This window comes from Nakamurella sp., from assembly GCF_044224575.1.
GTDB lineage: Bacteria > Actinomycetota > Actinomycetes > Mycobacteriales > Nakamurellaceae > Nakamurella.
Genome location: NZ_JBGAKE010000007.1, coordinates 139,876 through 157,401, shown reverse-complemented (window position 1 = coordinate 157,401; position 17,526 = coordinate 139,876). Strand labels below are relative to the sequence as shown.

Sequence of the window (17,526 nt, the reverse complement as noted above, 5' to 3'; positions counted from 1 at the left end):
GTGCCTGGTTCCCAACGGGCTCACCGCGTTCGGGACGGGCTGATCGACGGCCGGCCGTGAGATGCTCCCGGGCAGGGGCGAATCGGGGGGAGCCGGCGATGACGCGACTGCGCATCTGGGTTTCGTACGGGCAGTTCTATGCGACCGACGGCGGGTTCGACACACCGCTCCTCGGGGATGCCTTCTATGGCCAGACGAACGGTCTGTGCGGGGCGCGGACCGGCCGGAGCCTGTTCTTCATCACCGGCCTGCACACGGGGTGGGTGCCGGTCGAGGTGCAGATCCTGGACGCACCGCCGCCGCTCGAACCGGAATGGGAGGACGCGGTCGAGGTCTCGATGCAGCTGACCGGTACCGAGTTGATCGTCCAGGGCTGGGGCGCCGACGGCCACACCATCGCCGTTCCCGGCCCCGGCCCCTACCGGGTTCGGTATTGCGCGGCCGGCATGGACGCCGGCCGCGATCAGGACCACACCGTCGGGGACGAGCCGGCGCCGGACCGGTACCGCATCCAGTGCTGGCCCGCCACGGACATCGCGCCGGACACGATCCTGCGCACGACCAGCGAGAACGCCGCGTACTGGCACGGTGCGGTCGGCGCCATCGCCGCACCGGCGGACCCGGCCGTCATCCGGACGCCGACACCCACTCCCATGATGGCGAGGATCACCACCGCGACGGCGGCCTCAGTCACGGCCGGCTCGGAGCCCGTGTGGCTGCCCACCCCGCCGTCCTGGGTGGAGCTGCTGACGCTGATGGTGCACGGGCCCGACCCGGAGCCCGCGGTCCGCGGGACCATCCGCACCGAGCAGGGGCTGGTGCGGATCTGGCGGGACGGTGACCGCTACCGGATCGAGGACCCGGGCGGGACGGTCCTGCTCATCGTCGACGACCGGACCCGCTGGCAGTTCGACGGCGATCATCCCCTCCCGCTCGCCATGCCCCGCCGGGCGTTCGGCGACGGTGGCACCGCCCTGTTCGCCCGCCGCCGACCGGAGTCGTTCCTGGGCGACGACTTCACCCGCCCGGCCGGGCCGATCGGCACCGCCTGGTTCCTGGGCCGGCTCGCCTGGACCGTCGAACTGGCCTCGCCGCCGCGCAAACCACACCCGATGCAGCTCGTCGTCGACGCCGAGACCGGCCTGATCCTGCAGCGGCGCATCGACGGGTCCGGGATCGCCGAGGAGTGGGTCGAATTCGTCGCCGGCGATCCGCTGGATCCCGAGATGGTGACCTGGACCGGCCCGACCCGGTCGGCGGCCGACGACGTGGACGACAGCAACGACATCGATGCCGCCCGGCGTCTGGAGTGGTTCGCCCGGCACGTCAGCGCCGAACCGATCCGCGTCGAACTGGACCTCGAGGTCGTCGTCCACGACATCGACGAGGCGACCGGCGCGTTCGAGGCGACCCTCGGCGCCGCCGGGATCGGCATGCTCGCCCGCCGTCTCCGGTCCGACGAGCCGTGGGACCTGCCGTGGTCGCAGGTGCAGTCCCGCTGGCGCACCGAGCGTTGGGACTGGGCGCTGACCGTCTTGTACGACCGGCCGACCGGGCGCAGTGTCACGGCGTTGCAGCAACAGCTGGGCGATCGGTGATCCTGATTGGTGACGCTGAGCCCGTCAGGCGCGGATCCGGGTGATTCGCATCCACCGCAACACCGCGACCAGGCCGGCCAGCGCGCCGAGCACCAGCAGCGGGATGGTCGGGCCTGCCACGGGCTCGAGCGCGGCCAGCGCCACCGGCACGGCGAATCCGCTGTAGGTGGCCAGGTAGAACAGCCCGGTCAGGGTGCCGCGGCCGGCCGGCGGCGCCCAGCGCTCCAGGTCGAGCAGTCCGGCCCGCAGGCACAGCCCGTACCCCGCGCCGAGGAGCAGGAACGCCACCCCGACCAACCCAAGGCCGGGCTGTGACCCGCCGACCCCGGCCAGCAGCAGCCCGGCCGCGGCGGTGAACGCGCCGACCACGCCGGCGCCCGGGCCGAGGTTGCGGCGCCGGGCGTAGGCCTGGACCGCCACGCCCGTGCCGAGCACGATCCCGGCCGCGATGCCGGCGAGCAGCGGACCACCGTCGTTCGCGGGCAACCGCGCCGGCAACGTGACCACCCCGACGGTCGCCCCGGCGAACACCCACGGCGCCACCGGAAGCGCCCAGCTCAATGCGGCCCCGACGGACCGCGGCGCCCGGGTGGGGCCGGCCGGCGGATGGGCCGCCGGATGCACGGCGTGCGGAGGTGGATGCGGGACCCGGCCCGGCACAGCGGCCGCCGCGGCCACCGCGACCAGGGACAGCACGGCGCTGAGCACGAACGGCACCACCAGCGGTGCCGGGGCGAACTCGGCCAGCACGCCGGAGACGACGGGCCCGGTCGCGAACCCGAGGGTGAGGAACACCCCGGCCCGGGTCACCCCGGCCGCGCCGCCCAGGTCGGCGGCCCAGGCGGTACCGGCGCTGAACGTCGCCCCGGCGCCCGCCCCGACCACCAGCCGGCCGACCACGAGGCCGGTCGGGTCGTGCCAGAAGAGCAGGACGAGCGTGCCGACGGCGGCCAGCAACGCTCCGGGGACCGCGACGGCTCGGCGTCCGAGCCGGTCCGAGGCCGATCCGCCGAGCAGCAGGCCGGGCAGCAGCCCCACGGCGTACAGCCCGTACAGGCCGGCGACCAGGGATGCGGACAGGTTCTGCGCCGTGCGCAGCACCGGCAGCAGCGCGGCGAAATGATTCGCCGCCCAGCCGGTCGTCATCAGCATGGCCAGCACCGCCGGCAGGCCCCGCGATCGGCGGGACACCGTGGAAGAAGTGGTCGCCACGGCAGTCCTTCCGGTGCGTCGGCTTCGGCCGGGTGACCGTCCCTGGTCGGCCGAGTGTGCGAGGCCGCAATGTAGGCAGGAGGGCCGGGCGCAGGCAATCCGGCGACGCAGGAGGAGCCTGATTGTTCAGCGCGGGCCCAGGGGGCTGAGCCCGACCAGGATAGTCAGGGGCCCGCCACGGATGATCCGACCGCCCGGCGGGTACCTCGACGACCGGTCCGGCTGACTCCCCCGCTGGGGACTTTCGACCGTATCGCGCTCGATCGGCGGTCCCTACCCTCGACACCGGCGGGCAGTCAGGCCCGCCGCGATCCGAGGAAGGCCCGCCATGCGCGCCCGCGACATCATGACCAGATCCGTTCTGTCCGTGCAGCCGTCGGTTCCCGTGGCCAAGGCGGCGGCCATGCTGGCCAAGCGCGGATTCACCGCCCTGCCGGTCACCAACGACGCCGGCGAGTTGATCGGCATCGTCACCGAGGCCGACTTGATCGGCAACCGGTTCCCGGTGTCCGAGGAGGCGGTCGAGGCCGCCGCGGCGGCCGGCCCGGCGGGAACCGTCGGCGAGGTGATGACCAGCCCGGTGGTGGGTGTCAGTCATGACACCGACGTGTCGGTGGTGGCTCGGGAGATGCTGACCGGTCAACGGCGGAGCCTGCCGATCGTCGACGGCAGCGTGCTGGTCGGGGTGGTCACCCGCCGCGACATCGTCCGCGCGCTGGCCCGCACCGACGAGGAGATCGCGGTCGACGTCCGGTCCAAGCTCGGCGTGATCGGTGGGCTCAGCCGCTGGTCGGTGCAGGTGGGCAACGGCGAGGTGGTGCTCACCGACCGCTACCAGGAGGCGTCCGACCGGGCGATCGCCCAGGCACTCGTCGAATCCGTCCCCGGGGTCATCACCGTGTCGGTCCTCACCCCCGGGTCCACGGGCTGACGGTCCCGGGCCGGAATCCACCGGCGACGGCGACAGGGTGTGGCCGTCACCGTGGACACCGCACTTTAGACAACGATGTCGGCGCGCTCGGAAAAATGGACCCGGCCGACCATGGTCGACCCCGTTCGTTTGGCCGAAGGCACGTGATCTGGCCAATGCCAGAGTGTTTCGAATGACTGGCGAGTCCGTCCGCGCGCATTTTCCGGCGTCCGGAGATAGGCTCGGACCATCCGAAAATTAGCCGACGGGGTGATCAGGAAATGACAGAACAAGTGGTGCCGCGACCATCGACAATGCGCACGGCCGATCCCGGGTTGATCGGCCTGCTCGGATTCGTCATCGCGACCCTCACCGCCCAGTTGGAACACCTCGGCGTCCAGGAGGTCGCCCCCGTCTTCTGGGTGGGGGCCGCATTCGGCGGGGTGGTCCAGGTCACCGCGGGCATGCTGTCCTACTTCAACGGCGACAACTTCCACTTCATCGTCTACAACGCCTTCGGCTGGTACTGGATCGTGGTGCCGGGCTTCTTGCTGGGCGAGGAGATCGGGTTCTTCGGCGTCACCGGCACCGCCCGCGGAGTCTTCGCCCTCGTCTTTGCCGTGCTGGCCCTCGCTTTCGCCCCGGCCGGATCGGTGCACAACACGGTGCTGCCGATCACCCTGCTCGCCGTCGCGCTCGGCCTGGGACTGCAATCGGCCGCGGCGTTCGCCGCGTCGCACACGCTTGGCACCGTCGGCGCCTACGTGCTGCTGATCGCCTCGGCCTTGGCCGCCTACATGCTGATCGAGAAGTTCTACTGGCTCACCATGGGCCGACATGTGGTGCCCCTCGGGCCCCCCTGGATCGGCGGTTCCGAGGACCGCGAACCCTGACCCGACCCGCACTGCCCGAACCCGCTCCGCGTTGCCCCGGCCCGGCCACCCCGAGTCCCGGCGCGGTGCACACTGGATATGAGTCGGCACTTCCCTTGAAGACCGGTGTATCGCGATATATCGTCGACGTATCGCGACCGATCTTCAGGAGGCGACATGACATCGTCGGCATGCGGCGCCGGAGACAGCTGGGATCTCCCCGGAATGCTGCGAAAAGCACTGATGGACAGCGGGTTCGGCGGTCCCGGCGGGCCGTTCGGGCCGCCCGGCCCCGGCGCCCCGCCCGGGGGCGGCAACCGGCCCGGTCCCGGCCCCGGTCCCGGTTCGCGCGGTGGTCCATGGGGCGGCGGCCGGAAGTGGGACTGGGGTCCGGGCAGCTGGGACCCGTGGGGCGGTGGCCCGGGATCGAGGGGCGGCCACCGGCACCAGCGGGGCCGGGCCGGCCGGGGCGACGTGCGCTCGGCGGTGCTGTCCCTGCTGACCGAACAGCCGATGCACGGGTACCAGATCATCCAGGAGATCGAACGGCGCAGTCACGGCGCCTGGAAGCCCAGCCCCGGGTCGGTGTACCCGACGTTGCAGCAACTGGAGGACGAGGGCCTGGTCCGCGCGGAGGAACAGGAGGGTCGCCGGGTCTACCGGCTGACCGAGGACGGGCAGCGGACCACGGCCGAGAAGGCTCAGGAGTTCGCCGGCATGTGGGACGCGTTCACCCCGCGCGAGGACGACACCCAGCTCGGTGACCTCGTCTTCCAGGTCGGTGCGGCGTTCGTCCACGTGATGCGCACGGGCAATCCCGAGCAGATCGCCCAGGCGCGAAAGGTGTTGGCCCGCACTCGCAGCGACCTTTACCGGATCCTCGGCGACGAGGATGCGGGCGACCGGGCCGAATCCGGGTCCGACGGGGAACCGTCGTGACCGAGGTCCCGCCGGACGCGGTCCCGGCCGGGCCGCAGCGGATGCGGGCCGGCACCACCGACCGGCAAGCCGCGGTCGATCGGCTGTCCACCCACTTCGCCGACGGCCGGCTGGACACCGCCGAGTTCGATCAGCGGGTGGCCCTCGCCTACGGCAGCACCTATCTCGACGAGCTGACTCCGCTGTTCGCCGACCTGCCGCAGAGCCGCACGGATCGCCCGCCGTGGGCATCCGGCCCGTACGGTTATCGTCCGCCGGGACTGCCCGGCCCCGAGGGAGACCGGTCCGACTGGGCGGGCCGGGGTCCGCGCGGGCGTCGCTCCGGGCCGCCGCCGCCGGTCCGGCTGGTGATGTTCCTGCTGATGATGTTCCTGATCATCGGCTCGATCGGGGCCGTCGGCCACGGCTTCTTCCCGTTCCCGCTGCTCTGGCTGGGGATCGTGCTGCTGATGATCGGGCGGATGCGGCACCGGCGGTGGTCGGGACACCACTGAGGTGGACCCGGGTCCGTCGCGATCGGTGGATCCGGGATCGCCCGCAGTAGGCTGACCCGATGACGGTGCCGCCGGATACCAAGGACTGGACCTGGGTGATCGAGAAACGATGCCCGGAATGCGGTTTCGAGGCCAAGGCGATCTCCTTGGCCGACCTGCCCGACCTCGTCCGCGGCAACGCCGCGGCGTGGCCCGCCGTGCTGGCCCGGCCGGACGTGCGGCACCGGCCGGATCCGCGCACCTGGTCACCGCTGGAATACGGGTGTCATGTGCGGGACGTGTGCCGCATCTTCGCCGCTCGGCTCGAGCTGATGCTCGCCGAGGACGATCCGTTGTTCGCCAATTGGGATCAGGACGCGACCGCGGTCGAGCAGGACTACGCCGGCCAGGATCCACCGCGGGTGGCCGCCGACCTGGTCAGGAACGCCGACCACATCGCGGACGGGTTCGCGGCGGTCCGGCCGGATCAGTGGGGACGGTCAGGCCGACGGTCGAACGGCTCGGTGTTCACCGTCGAGACATTGGCCCGGTACTTCGCGCACGACCCGGTGCACCACCTGCACGACGTCGGCGGATGAGGACCGATCCCGACCGCACCGACATCGACCGCCGCACCGATCGGGGACGCCGATGCCCGCTCCACGCCTGTCCCGGCCACCCGGCGAACGGGTCCACCTGCCCCTGATGCTCGCCCTGACCTTCTCCACCGGAATCGTCGACGCGGTCGGCTACCTCGGTCTGGACAAGGTGTTCGCGGGCAATATGACGGGCAACGTGGTCATTCTCGGCATGGCCGCAGCCGGGGCGGATGACCTGCCCTTGCTCGGCCCGTCGATCGCGTTGGTCGGATTCCTGTGCGGCGCCCTGGCCGGAGGCCGCGTGGTCCGGTCCGTGGCGGGCGGCCAGTGGTCACGCCGGATCGGCGCGGTGTTCGCGCTGGTCGGACTGATCCTCGCGGCGCTGGCCGCGGCGCTGTTCGTGATCGGTCGAGCGCCGGTGGCGCCGTCGCTGCTGATCATCGTCGCGTTCCTGTCGGTCGCGATGGGCCTGCAGGCGGCGACGGCGCGGCACCTCGCCGTCAAGGACATCACCACCGTCGTCGTGACGTCGCTGATCACCGGGTTGGCCGCGGACGCCGCGGTCAGCGGGACGAAACAGCCGTGGCCGCGCCGGGTTCTCGCGTTGGCGCTGCTGACCGCCGGCGCGTTGGTGGGCGCACTCACGCTGCGTTGGCACCCGGGACTCGGTCTGGCGCTCGCCGCTGGGCTGACCATCGCGGTGGCGACCGTCGGAACGCTGGCCTGGTCCGCTCGAGCCGAGGCGGCCGGGCCGGGAAGACCCGAGCCCTCCTCAAATTGAGCGGCGCGCGTTCAGCGCAGATACAGGCCCGCGGCAATGTTGTGGTCACCGCGGCGGGATACTCGCGCCGCCCGGTCGCCCCCGTAACGGATATCGCAGTTGCGACACCACGGCACCGAGGCCCCACCAGTCGAACTGTTCGGCGCGTCGGCAAGGTACGGGGCGTAGGAAGCAGAGGCCGAACCGCACCGCGGGCACGCCTGGAACAGCTTCATGATCTCGTCTCTCGTCTTGAAAAGTGAGCGGACCGGTGTCCCTGTCGGATCGCAGCCGTCCATGACCAACGGGTGTGACGGCCCTCCATCTTGCCGCAAACGCCTTCGTGAGGGAAATCACGGGCCCGATTTCTCATGCCGTTCACACGTCCGGACTAATCGGAGCATGCGGACGGCCGGACCGGTTCCGGAACGAATCACTGGTCCCGTGTCGAGGTGGGCTGGTCGCTCACCCGGACGCGGGGCGCCGAACCGTGGTTCTCAACGCCTCCGTCGGGCGGGGAGTCGAACCTCGACCAGGGTTCCCGCAGGCCCGCTGTCCAGAGCGATCCCGCCGCCGTACGAGTCGACGACGATCCGCCGGGACATGCCCAGGCCAAGTCCGGTGCCCTCGCCGACCTCCTTCGTCGTGAAAACCGGGTCGATCGCGTGCGCGCGCACGTCGGCCGGCATGCCGGGACCCGTGTCCGCGACCTGCACGAGCACACCCTCGTGGTCGCCGGCGATCCGAACGGTCAATCGACCGGCCCCGCCCTGGCGTCCACCGCGTTGCGGACCAGATGCGTCCACAACTGATTGAGCTCGGCTTGATTGGCCTCGACGGCCGGGGCATCCGGATCGTATTCGCGCAGCACGGTCACCCCCGCCAGGTCACGGGCGAGCATCGTCAGCCTGCTGTCGACGCCACGGCGATCGCCACCTCCGCGAGTTCGGCCCGGTCCAGGCGGGTGTAGTCCTTGACGGCGCCGACGAGTCCGGAGATCCGTCCGGTCGCGTCCCTCGATCTCGCCCGCCCAGCAGCAACTCGGTCGTCAGCGACTGTGCGACCCACTCCAACGCTGCGCCCAGCGCCGGGGCCGGGACGGCGGCGGCCTGCTCGCACCACGCCACGTCTCGCCCGGCCGCGGCAGCACCGGGGTGATGAACCCAGTCGCGGTCCATGCCACGGTCGGCCAGCCAGTCCGGGAGCACCGCCTCGCGGTCCGCCAGCTCCAGCGGGGTGGGCGGCGGACCGGTTGTCGCGACCGGTTCGGCCCGCAGCACGTCCAGGGCGACGAATTGCTCCGCGGTGACCGACGACGGCGCCAACCGGCGGCGGGAGGCCGTCAGGTCGGCCATGGCCGTCACGAGCGAGTCGACCGCCCGGGGCGGAGGCGGGTCCGCCAGCACCCGAACCAGATCGCCTGACTCGCCCGCCCGGGCGGGAGGCGGTCCGCCGGCACCCGAACCAGATGGCCGGACTCGACCGCACGACCGGTGGCCAGATACACACCGTGCTGGTCCCAGGCCCGGAAGCCGCCGGCCCATTGGCCCGGGGTGTCCATGGTGCCGACCCGCTGCTCGTCGTGGCCGGTCCGCCGGAACGACTCGACCCGCCCGTCGAGCCGGAGGAACCAGAACTGGGCCGGCGCGGCCTGCCGGAACAGCTCGTCGCCGACCACGAACGCGGCCCACTCGCCGGCCGCGGCCCTGACGCCGCCACCCTCGAACGAGCCGGAGGCACTGCCGCGCGGGTCCGCCAAAATCTCAGGTGGACGCCAATGCCTCCGCGAGGAACCGCACCGACCGGGCCACCAGCGCGTCGATATCCGGGTAGCCGGCGAAGATGTGGTCGGCGCCCTCGACCGGGATCAGCTCCGCCGGTACGCCCGCGGCCCGGAGCGCACCCAGCAGCGCCTCGCTGTCCGCGAACGGCACCAGCCGGTCGGCGGTGCCGTGCATCAGCAGGAACGGCGGGGCACCGGGGTGCACCTGGCGCAGCGGGGCGGCGTCGGCGCGGGTCGCCGGTGCGGCACCGGCCAACAGCAGGTCCGGCGGATGGTCGGGCATCCCCATGGCCGTCGCGGCGTCCGCCGGCAACCGGCCCATGGCGTCCGGATCGGCGACGCCGTACCAGTCGACGACGGCAGCAACATCGCCGGCGCGGCCGGGGGCGCCCACGTCACCCTCCAGGTCGGGCCGCTGCGCGGTCAGCGCGAGCAGCGCGGCGAGATGACCGCCCGCCGATTCGCCCCAGACGCCGACCCGCGCCGCGTCCACGCCCAGCTCGGCCGCATGCGCGCGCACGTACCGCAGGGCCGCCTTGACGTCGTGCAGCTGGGCGGGGAACGGCGCCTCCCGGGTGTGCCGGTAGTCGACGGTGGCCACCGCCAGACCCGCGGCCAGCAGCGCGTCGAAAAGCTGGTTCGGGCGGAGGGTTTCCGGCAGGTACCGGCGGTCACCCAACAGCCACGCACCCCCGTGGATCCAGACCACCAGCGGCGGCGGAACCGCCGCCGGCGGCACCCACACGTCCAGTTGCAGTGGCCGGTAGCCCGAGATCACCGCGTAGCTGATGCCGGTGAAGATCCGGGCACCGTCGGCCCGGGTCGTCGGCTCGACCGGCGGGCGGTACGGCGGGAACGGGTTCGGCGGGAGCTCGGTCATCGACCGTCGCCTCGGTGGTGCCGTCCCGGGATGCCGACCATGACACGAGTCCGCCCGGCTCGGGGACGGCCACCACGGATCCTGGGCCGCGATCGGTTCCGGGCGCCCGGCAGTTTCCCGGCGCCGCGAGCAACGGCGTCCTGAGCGGGCCGCAGTACTCGGCCGGGCTGAACAGTCATTGCGCGTCCCGGCGGGTGAACCAGCCTTGTCCGATCTCCTGCGCGCGCCAGCACAACCAGCGGATCACCGTCGTGGCGCGAGTTCACCGCTGCAGCGTAGGTGGGGTGGACCGGCAGCACGCTGGCCGGGTGGCACAGCCCGACGATCCGTCGGTTGGATCGTCGTCGCCCGGCCAGGCCACCGCCGTCTCACCCGGAATCTCTGGCGACCTGACCTCGGAGCGCAGGTCGACCGCCATCAGCTGCGGCGGCCGCAAGCGCGCCGGTCGGACCCACTCCGGTCGCCTTCCTGCGGCCGGCCGGCGCGGGCCGACCGGCCCGACCGACCGGGGTCGCTCCCCCTGCCGGCTGCACCCGGGACGTCGGGCGGTCGGGCGCGATGTGCTCGGCCAGCCGCGCCGCGTCTCGCCCCACGAAGCCGAGCAGCGCCGACCCACGGCTGGTCTGCCACGGCAGCCCCAGGAACGACAGCCCGGGCACGTCGGTGACGCCGGCCCGGTGCCGGACCACGCCGCCCGTCACCACGCCGGGCACCTGCAGCCAGTGGTAGTCCGACCGGTAGCCCGTCGCCCACACCACCGCATCGATCGATGCGGCCGATCCGTCGGCAAAGTGTGCGCCGGTCCCGGCGAATCCGGTCAGTCGTGGCCGGAACTCCACTCCTGCCCCGTGAAGGTCCCGGGTTCGGGTACCGATCACCAGATCGCCGCGCCGGCGCAACCGTCGGCCGATCCGCCCGCCGGCCGGCAGGGTGAAGAAGCCGACGCCGTCGAGCCAACGGAACAGGTCCCGGCCCAGGATGCGCTGCGGCAGTTGCGGCGGACGTGATCCGGCCGCCACCACGACCCGGTGGGTGGCCGCGAGCTCGGCGGCGATCTGCAGGCCGGAATTGGCCGCTCCGACCACCAGAACCGAGGCGTCGCCGGCGACCTGCCGCGGGTTGCGGTAGTCGGCGCTGTGCAGCTGCGGCACGGCGCAGTCGGCCGACAGCGCCGGGACGAACGGCTTCTGGAACGGACCGGTGGCCACCACGACCTTTCGCGCCCGGAGCACCCCGTCCGGTACCGAGGCGACGAACAGGCCGTCGGTGCGATGCAACCGGTTCACCGGAGTCGACCGGCGGATCGGCAGCTCGACACGCTCCGCGAACGACCGCAAGTAGTCGGCCACGTCGTCCTTGCCGGGATGCGCCCCGGCCGGTGCGGGAAACGGCATTCCCGGCAGGCCGTCGTACTCGGCCGGACTGAACAGCCGCAGCGAGTCCCAGCGGGAGCGCCAGCTGTGCCCGATCTCCGGGGCGCCATCCACCAGCAGGTACCGCACGGGCCGCCCGGCGAGCTGCTGGCCCATCGCCAGACCGGCCTGGCCGGCCCCGATGACCAGGACGTCCAGCGGGTCGGAATCGTTGCGCATCATCACTTCTCCACTGTTGTGCGGTTGACCAGGGGCCGACGACCGGTGAGGTGCCCGCGAGGAATCGGCGAACGGGTCGGAGGAGGCCTGGATCGGGTTGGTCATGACCGGGACGCTATGGCCCGGACCGCCGGGTTCTCGCCGGCAAAATCGCCGGGTTCGCCACAAGAGGCCGCCGCTACCCGATACCGCCGAGGGCCAGCGGGTTGCCGTCGGTCGCCGCGATCAGCTGGTCCCGTACCTGCTGATCGACCGCGCCGCCGGCGCGCGCCGCCAGGAGCGCCTCCGCGGCGTCCCCGGCCAGGCCACCCAGCACCACCGCCGGCAGGTCGTCCGCCAGGAACCGGTCACCCACCCCGGCCTCCTCGCCGAGCGCGGCGAGCAGTGAGCGTCGTTGCGGCGGCGGCAAGGTCACCAATCGGGAGCGCCGCGGCCGGCGCAGTCGCTGCACCCAACCAGCACGGACAAGAACGGACCGAGTGACCACCGGGCGGAGCCGGCGCCGACGCCGACGCCGACGCCGACTCCGACGCCGACGCCGACGCCGACGACACCCTGGCGGTGACCGTGCGACGGGCCGGCAAGCGCCCCGGCGATTTCACCGGCGCGATCGACCGGCATCGGCGACGACGGTGGACCACGTCCCGCCCCCCCCCACCCGAACCAGGAGGACCCATGTCGACCCACCACTCGACCGCACCGGCCCCACCCCACGACCTGCACCCCGACCCGCCCCGCCGATCCTGGGCCGTCTTCGCCGTCGCGATCGCCGCCCAGATCATGGTGATCCTGGACGTGTCGGTGGTGAACGTGGCCCTGCCCAGCATCGGCGAGTCGCTGCAGCTGTCGTCGCCCGACTACCAGTGGATGATCAGTGCCTACGTGCTGCTCTCCGGCGGCCTGTTGCTGCTCGGCGGCCGGATCACCGACCTGATGAATCGCCGGCGGGCCTTCCTCGCCGGGGTGGTCCTGTTCACCGGGGCCTCCCTGATCAGTGGGTTCGCCCAGACACCGCTGATGCTGATCCTGGCCCGCGCCGCCCAGGGCGCCGGCGCCGCACTGCTCACCCCGGCCGCCCTGTCGATCATCATGACCGCCTACGCCGGCCGCCAGCGGCAGACCGCCCTGGCCGTCTGGGGCACGGTCGGCAGCCTGGGCATCGCCGCCGGCGTGCTCGTCGGGGGCGTCCTGACCAGCTCCTTCGGCTGGCGCTGGGTCTTCTTCATCAACGTGCCGATCGGCCTGGCCGTGGTCGTCGCGGCGCAGCGGGCGGTGCCCGCCGGGGCGTCCCGACCGGGTGCGCTGCGCCGGCTCGACCTTCGCGGGGCGGCCACGTTGGTCGCCGGGCTGCTGCTGTTGGTCTTCGGCATCGAGTCCATCCGGTCGGCCGGCCCGGCCGCACCGCGCACCTGGGGCGCGCTGGCCGCCGCGGCGATCCTGCTGTTCGCGTTCGCCCGGCTGGAGCAGCGCAGCCGCGACCCGCTGGTGCCGCCGTCGACGTGGCGGATCCGGTCCCTGATCTCCGCCTCCGTCGTGATGGCCGGCGTGACCGGCGTCGTGGTCGGCGCGATCTTCCTGTGCTCGCTGTACCTGCAGAGCATCATCGCCTCGTCGGCCGTCGTCACCGGCCTGCAGTTCCTGCCGCTGGCCGCCGCGATCACCCTGTCCGCGACCGTCGCGTCGAAGGTGATCGGCCGGGTGGGACCGCGCACGCTGATCCTCGAGGGTCTGGTCGTGACGGCCGCCGGGGTGCTGTTGCTGGCGCTCGCCGCCGGTGGCACCTCCTACGCCTGGCACGTGCTTCCCGGCCTGCTCCTGGTCGGCGCGGGCGTCGGGCCGATGTTCGTGGCCATTTCGGTCGCCGCCATGGGCGATGTGCCGGCCGAGAAGTCGGGCCTGGCCTCCGGTCTGATGATGACCGGGCACGAGGTCGGGGCCGCGATCGGGGTGGCCGCGCTCACCGCGGTGGCCGGTGACCTGACCAGCCGCACCGGGCTGATCAACGGGTACGGCGCCGCCTTCTTCGCCACCGCCGGAGCGTTGGCCGTCCTGTTCGTGTTCACCCTGCTCGCCGTCCCCACCGCAACGCCCGCCGCCGTCCACCACTCCCACCACCACTGATCGGCACCGATCGGCACTGATCAGCACACCCACCGAGGAGAAACGCCATGATGAGCACCACCCCGCACACCTTCGTGTCGAGCACCACCTTCCGGGTCACCGGAATGACCTGCGAGCACTGCCGACGGGCCGTCCGGCAGGAGATCGGCCGGGTGCCGGGCGTGCAGCGGGTCGACGTCGACCTGGCCACCGGTTCGGTCACCGTGCACGCCGACCGGCCGGTCGACCGGGTCGACATCGCCGCCGCCGCCGACGCGGGCGGCTACGCCCTCCTCCCCTGACCGACACCCTCCATTCGACACCGCCTATCCGGCAACGCATCCGAACCGAAAGGACAGGACGATGACCGCCACCCCGACGATCCCGCCGACGATCGCACCCACCGACCCGCCGACGACCACATCGACAACGCAGTGCACGCTGGAGATCGGCGGCATGACCTGTGCGTCCTGCGTGGGCCGGGTGGAGCGGGCCCTGCGCAAGCTGGACGGGGTCGCCGAGGCCCAGGTCAACCTGGCCACCGAGGTGGCGGCCGTCGCCTACGACTCGGACCGCCTGGACCTGGACGACCTGCTCCGGGCGGTCTCCCGGGCCGGGTACACCGCCCGCCCACCGCGGGACCGGACCGAACCCGCGAAGAACCCGGCGGCCGGCGGGACCGAGACCGCCGACGACGGCGCCACTGCCGCCGCCGAGGGTCGCGCGCACGCGGCCGCCGTCGAACTGCGAAAGTTGAAACGGCGCTGGCAGATCACCCTGGCCGCCGGGCTGGGGCTGATGGTGCTGATGTACGTGCCGTTCTACCTGGACACCATGGACGTGCTGATGCCGGCGATCCTGGCGGTCTCCACCGTGGTCATGGCCTGGGCCGGCCGGGACATCTACCGGTCCGCCTGGACCGCCGCCCGGCACCGATCGGTCAGCATGAACACGCTTGTCGCGCTGGGCACGGCCGTCGCTTACGGCTACAGCGCCTTCGTCACCCTGTGGCCCGGCCTGGCCGAGTCGTGGGGGCTCCCGCTGCACGTCTACTTCGAAACCGCCCTGGTCATCCTGGCTCTGGTGCTGGCCGGCCGCTGGATGGAGGCCAAGGCCCGGACGTCGACGGCCGCGGCGATCACCGCGCTGATGGATCTGGCCCCGCCGACGGCCCGCGTGCTGCGGGACGGCAGCGAGCGGGACATCCCACTCGACCAGGTCCGCGTCGGCGACGAACTCCGGGTGCGGCCGGGCGACACCGTCCCGGTGGACGCGGTCGTCACCGATGGCACCACCACCGTCGACGAGAGCATGATCACCGGTGAGAGCCTGCCCGTGGACAAGGGCGCCGGCGACGCCCTGCTGGGCGGCACCGGCAATCGAACCGGCTCCGTGATCGCCCGGGCCACCGCCGTCGGCGCCGACACCGCGCTCGCCCAGATCGTCCGACTGGTGCAGGACGCCCAGGCCGGCAAGGTGCCGATGCAGCGGCTGGCCGACCGGATCTCGGCGTGGTTCATCCCGGTGGTGCTGGGGCTGGCCGTGGCGACCTTCGCCGCGTGGCTGCTGTTCGGCCCGGACACCGGGCGGTTGACCATGGCCGTGTCCACCACCATCGCGGTGCTGATCATCGCCTGCCCGTGCGCGCTCGGCCTGGCCACGCCGACCGCGGTGATGGTCGGCACCGGCCGCGCCGCCGAGCTCGGCATCCTGATCGGCAACGGCGACGCGCTGCAGCGGGCCGCCGGACTCACCGCCGTCGTGCTGGACAAGACGGGCACCATCACCGCCGGCCGCCCGGTGTTGACCGGCGTCGTCCCGGCCGCCGGCTGGTCCACCGACGAGCTGCTCACCCTGGCCGCCGCCGCCGAACTCGGCAGCGAACATCCGCTGGGCGAGGCGATCGTCGCCGCGGCCGGGAGCCGCACCCTGCCCACCGTGTCCGCCTTCGAGGCGCTGGCCGGATTCGGCGTCGCCGCGGTGGTCGACGACCGTTCGGTGCTGATCGGCAACGCGGCGCTGATGATCTCCCGGGGCGTGCGCGTCGATGACGATTCGCCGGTCGCGACGGCGGCCGGCCGCGGCGGCACGGCCATGCTGATGGCCGTCGACGGCCGGGCCGCGGGCGCCCTGCTGGTCAGCGACGCCGTCAAACCGGATTCCGCCGAGGCGATCTCGCAGCTGCACGCACTGGGACTGCAGGTGTGGATGCTGACCGGCGACACGGCCGCCACCGCCGCCGCGGTCGCCGAGCAGGTCGGCATCCCGGCCGACCGGGTCCTCGCCGACGTGCGCCCGGCCGCGAAGGCGGCCGCGATCACGCGGCTGCAGCGCGACGGGCACGTCGTCGGCATGGTCGGCGACGGCATCAACGATGCCGCCGCGCTGAGCACGGCCGACGTCGGCATCGCGATCGGCACCGGCGCCGACGTCGCGATCGCCGCATCGGACGTGACGCTGATCGGCGGCGACCTGCGCGGCATCGTCACGACGGTGGCGTTGTCCCGCCGCACGGTGGCCACCATGAAACAGGGCCTGGGCTGGGCCTTCGGTTACAACCTGCTGCTGATCCCGGTGGCCGCCGGCGCCCTGTACGCCGTCGACGGGCTGCTGCTGGACCCGATCCTGGCCTCCGCGGCCATGGCGATGAGTTCGGTCAGCGTGCTGACCAACGCGTTGCGGCTCCGACGATTTCAGCGGCCCGCATCCGCGCGGCAGATCCTGCATCCACCGCTGACCGAGCGCGTCGCCCGGTGGTCGTACCTGGTGACGGTGGCGGTGGTGGCCCTGCTGATCGGCGGCACGCTCAACGCAGTCAGCCGGATGGACGTCGCGGGCCGGGGCATGAACGGTCTGCTGGCATGGACCCAGAGCACCGGCATGCCGATGCGGCCGGCGATGAGCGTGATGATGGACGCGGACATCCCACCCGTCGAGGCGGCCGACGCCGGCGACGACGTGCGGGTGACCCTGTCGGCCGACGCCCGCGCCGGCTCCCCCACCCGGCTGGTGGTGTCCGTCACCGACTCCGCGACCGGCTCACCGATCGAGGATCTGGTGCGCAGTCACGAGGCGTGGATGCACCTGATCGCCACCCGCACCGATCTGGGCACCTTCGCGCACGTCCACCCGGTGCCCACCGGCCGGCCCGGCGAACTGGCCGTCGAACTGATCTTCCCCACCCCGGGCGACTACATCGTGAACACCGAATTCCGCCGGCAGGGTCAGCTGACCGACGTGCACGATCGGCTGGTGCTGACCGTCCCGGGCGCGGCCCCCGCACCGGTGCCGCTCGAGCCGGGTCCGCGATCAGTGGAGGTGGATGGGGTCCGGGTCGACCTGACCGGTGACGCCCTGGCCTCCGGGCGGACGGACCTGCACTTCCGGTTCACCGACGCGGCCACCGGCCGGCCGATCGACGACCTGCAGCCCTACCTGGCCGCCGCCGGGCATGTGGCCGTCATCCGCGCCGACGGCAGCACCTTCGCCCACGAGCACGCCGAGACCCGGGACGACCAGGGGCGGACCGCGTTCGCCGTCCCCGGCAGCACGTTCGGTCCCGACCTCGGCGTGCACACCGAACTGCCCGGCCCGGGCCGGTACCGCATCTGGGGTCAGTTCGGGCTGGCCGACGGCCGGCTGATCACCGTTCCGTTCACCGTCGACGCGTCCTGACCCGCGGGCTCAGGCCGAGGCGATCCTGTGGGGAGTCCGAGGAACGCGTCCAGGATCCCGACGCCGGGCTCCGAGCGAGACCCCGCGCGCCTGCATGCTTCACGGCCCCTCCGACCGGCGGCGCCCGCGCTCC

General features: G+C 72.6%; 18 protein-coding genes. 10 read left to right on the top strand and 8 right to left on the bottom strand.

Features of this window, described 5'->3' with window-relative positions; all coding sequences use genetic code 11:
• Positions 1–98 precede the first annotated feature (98 nt).
• A complete protein-coding gene (locus ACILSK_RS10260; protein WP_395727049.1) occupies positions 99–1,598 on the top strand; it encodes a hypothetical protein in 1,500 nt (499 codons plus the stop codon).
• Positions 1,599–1,622: 24 nt separating this feature from the next.
• On the opposite strand, the gene ACILSK_RS10255 is transcribed toward ACILSK_RS10260, so the two are convergent.
• A complete protein-coding gene (locus tag ACILSK_RS10255) occupies positions 1,623–2,810 on the bottom strand; it encodes an MFS transporter (RefSeq protein ID WP_395727048.1) in 1,188 nt (395 codons plus the stop codon).
• 346 nt (positions 2,811–3,156) lie between these two features.
• On the opposite strand from ACILSK_RS10255, the gene ACILSK_RS10250 reads away from it, so the two are divergent.
• The 6 genes from ACILSK_RS10250 (at position 3,157) to ACILSK_RS10225 (ending at position 7,384) form a co-directional block, all read left to right on the top strand.
• Positions 3,157–3,741, top strand: coding sequence for an HPP family protein (locus ACILSK_RS10250; RefSeq protein WP_395727047.1), 585 nt, complete (start codon positions 3,157–3,159; stop codon positions 3,739–3,741).
• A 293-nt stretch (positions 3,742–4,034) separates the two neighbouring features.
• Positions 4,035–4,613, top strand: a complete 579-nt coding sequence (locus ACILSK_RS10245; protein ID WP_395727046.1) for an acetate uptake transporter family protein — start codon at positions 4,035–4,037, stop codon at positions 4,611–4,613.
• A 156-nt stretch (positions 4,614–4,769) separates the two neighbouring features.
• A complete protein-coding gene (locus ACILSK_RS10240) occupies positions 4,770–5,531 on the top strand; it encodes a PadR family transcriptional regulator (protein ID WP_395727045.1) in 762 nt (253 codons plus the stop codon).
• The gene (locus ACILSK_RS10235; protein ID WP_395727044.1) at positions 5,528–6,025 is read left to right on the top strand and encodes a DUF1707 domain-containing protein; all 498 of its coding nucleotides are present in this window, start codon (positions 5,528–5,530) and stop codon (positions 6,023–6,025) included. The genes ACILSK_RS10240 and ACILSK_RS10235 overlap by 4 nt, the downstream gene beginning before the upstream one ends.
• A 59-nt stretch (positions 6,026–6,084) precedes the next feature.
• A complete protein-coding gene (locus ACILSK_RS10230; RefSeq protein ID WP_395727043.1) occupies positions 6,085–6,603 on the top strand; it encodes a DinB family protein in 519 nt (172 codons plus the stop codon).
• A gap of 52 nt (positions 6,604–6,655) precedes the next feature.
• Positions 6,656–7,384: a YoaK family protein gene (locus ACILSK_RS10225; RefSeq protein WP_395727042.1), complete on the top strand. Its 729-nt coding sequence runs from the start codon at positions 6,656–6,658 to the stop codon at positions 7,382–7,384.
• A gap of 476 nt (positions 7,385–7,860) precedes the next feature.
• Here the strand turns inward: ACILSK_RS10225 and ACILSK_RS10220 are convergent, their stop codons facing one another.
• From ACILSK_RS10220 to ACILSK_RS10190, 7 genes are all read right to left on the bottom strand, one after another.
• A complete protein-coding gene (locus ACILSK_RS10220; protein WP_395727041.1) occupies positions 7,861–8,118 on the bottom strand; it encodes an ATP-binding protein in 258 nt (85 codons plus the stop codon).
• Positions 8,115–8,240, bottom strand: a complete 126-nt coding sequence (locus ACILSK_RS10215) for a hypothetical protein (protein WP_395727040.1) — start codon at positions 8,238–8,240, stop codon at positions 8,115–8,117. Before ACILSK_RS10215 ends, ACILSK_RS10220 begins: the two co-directional genes overlap by 4 nt.
• A 10-nt stretch (positions 8,241–8,250) precedes the next feature.
• On the bottom strand, positions 8,251–8,718 hold the full coding sequence (locus ACILSK_RS10210) for a hypothetical protein (protein WP_395727039.1): 468 nt from the start codon (positions 8,716–8,718) through the stop codon (positions 8,251–8,253).
• Between the two features lie 5 nt (positions 8,719–8,723).
• A complete protein-coding gene (locus ACILSK_RS10205; RefSeq protein ID WP_395727038.1) occupies positions 8,724–9,122 on the bottom strand; it encodes a hypothetical protein in 399 nt (132 codons plus the stop codon).
• Positions 9,123–9,126: 4 nt separating this feature from the next.
• Entirely contained in the window at positions 9,127–10,026 is a 900-nt protein-coding gene (locus tag ACILSK_RS10200) for an alpha/beta hydrolase fold domain-containing protein (protein ID WP_395727037.1), read from the bottom strand.
• A 368-nt stretch (positions 10,027–10,394) separates the two neighbouring features.
• The gene (locus tag ACILSK_RS10195; RefSeq protein WP_395727036.1) at positions 10,395–11,723 is read right to left on the bottom strand and encodes a flavin-containing monooxygenase; all 1,329 of its coding nucleotides are present in this window, start codon (positions 11,721–11,723) and stop codon (positions 10,395–10,397) included.
• A gap of 73 nt (positions 11,724–11,796) precedes the next feature.
• Positions 11,797–12,033, bottom strand: a complete 237-nt coding sequence (locus ACILSK_RS10190) for a hypothetical protein (RefSeq protein ID WP_395727035.1) — start codon at positions 12,031–12,033, stop codon at positions 11,797–11,799.
• Positions 12,034–12,293: 260 nt separating this feature from the next.
• Between ACILSK_RS10190 and ACILSK_RS10185 the strand changes: the two genes are divergently transcribed.
• The 3 genes from ACILSK_RS10185 (at position 12,294) to ACILSK_RS10175 (ending at position 17,393) form a co-directional block, all read left to right on the top strand.
• The gene (locus tag ACILSK_RS10185; RefSeq protein ID WP_395727034.1) at positions 12,294–13,739 is read left to right on the top strand and encodes an MFS transporter; all 1,446 of its coding nucleotides are present in this window, start codon (positions 12,294–12,296) and stop codon (positions 13,737–13,739) included.
• Between the two features lie 47 nt (positions 13,740–13,786).
• Complete coding sequence (locus tag ACILSK_RS10180) at positions 13,787–14,020, top strand: heavy-metal-associated domain-containing protein (RefSeq protein ID WP_395727033.1); 234 nt, start codon at positions 13,787–13,789, stop codon at positions 14,018–14,020.
• A gap of 61 nt (positions 14,021–14,081) precedes the next feature.
• Complete coding sequence (locus tag ACILSK_RS10175; protein ID WP_395727032.1) at positions 14,082–17,393, top strand: heavy metal translocating P-type ATPase; 3,312 nt, start codon at positions 14,082–14,084, stop codon at positions 17,391–17,393.
• The last annotated feature ends 133 nt before the right edge of the window (positions 17,394–17,526 follow it).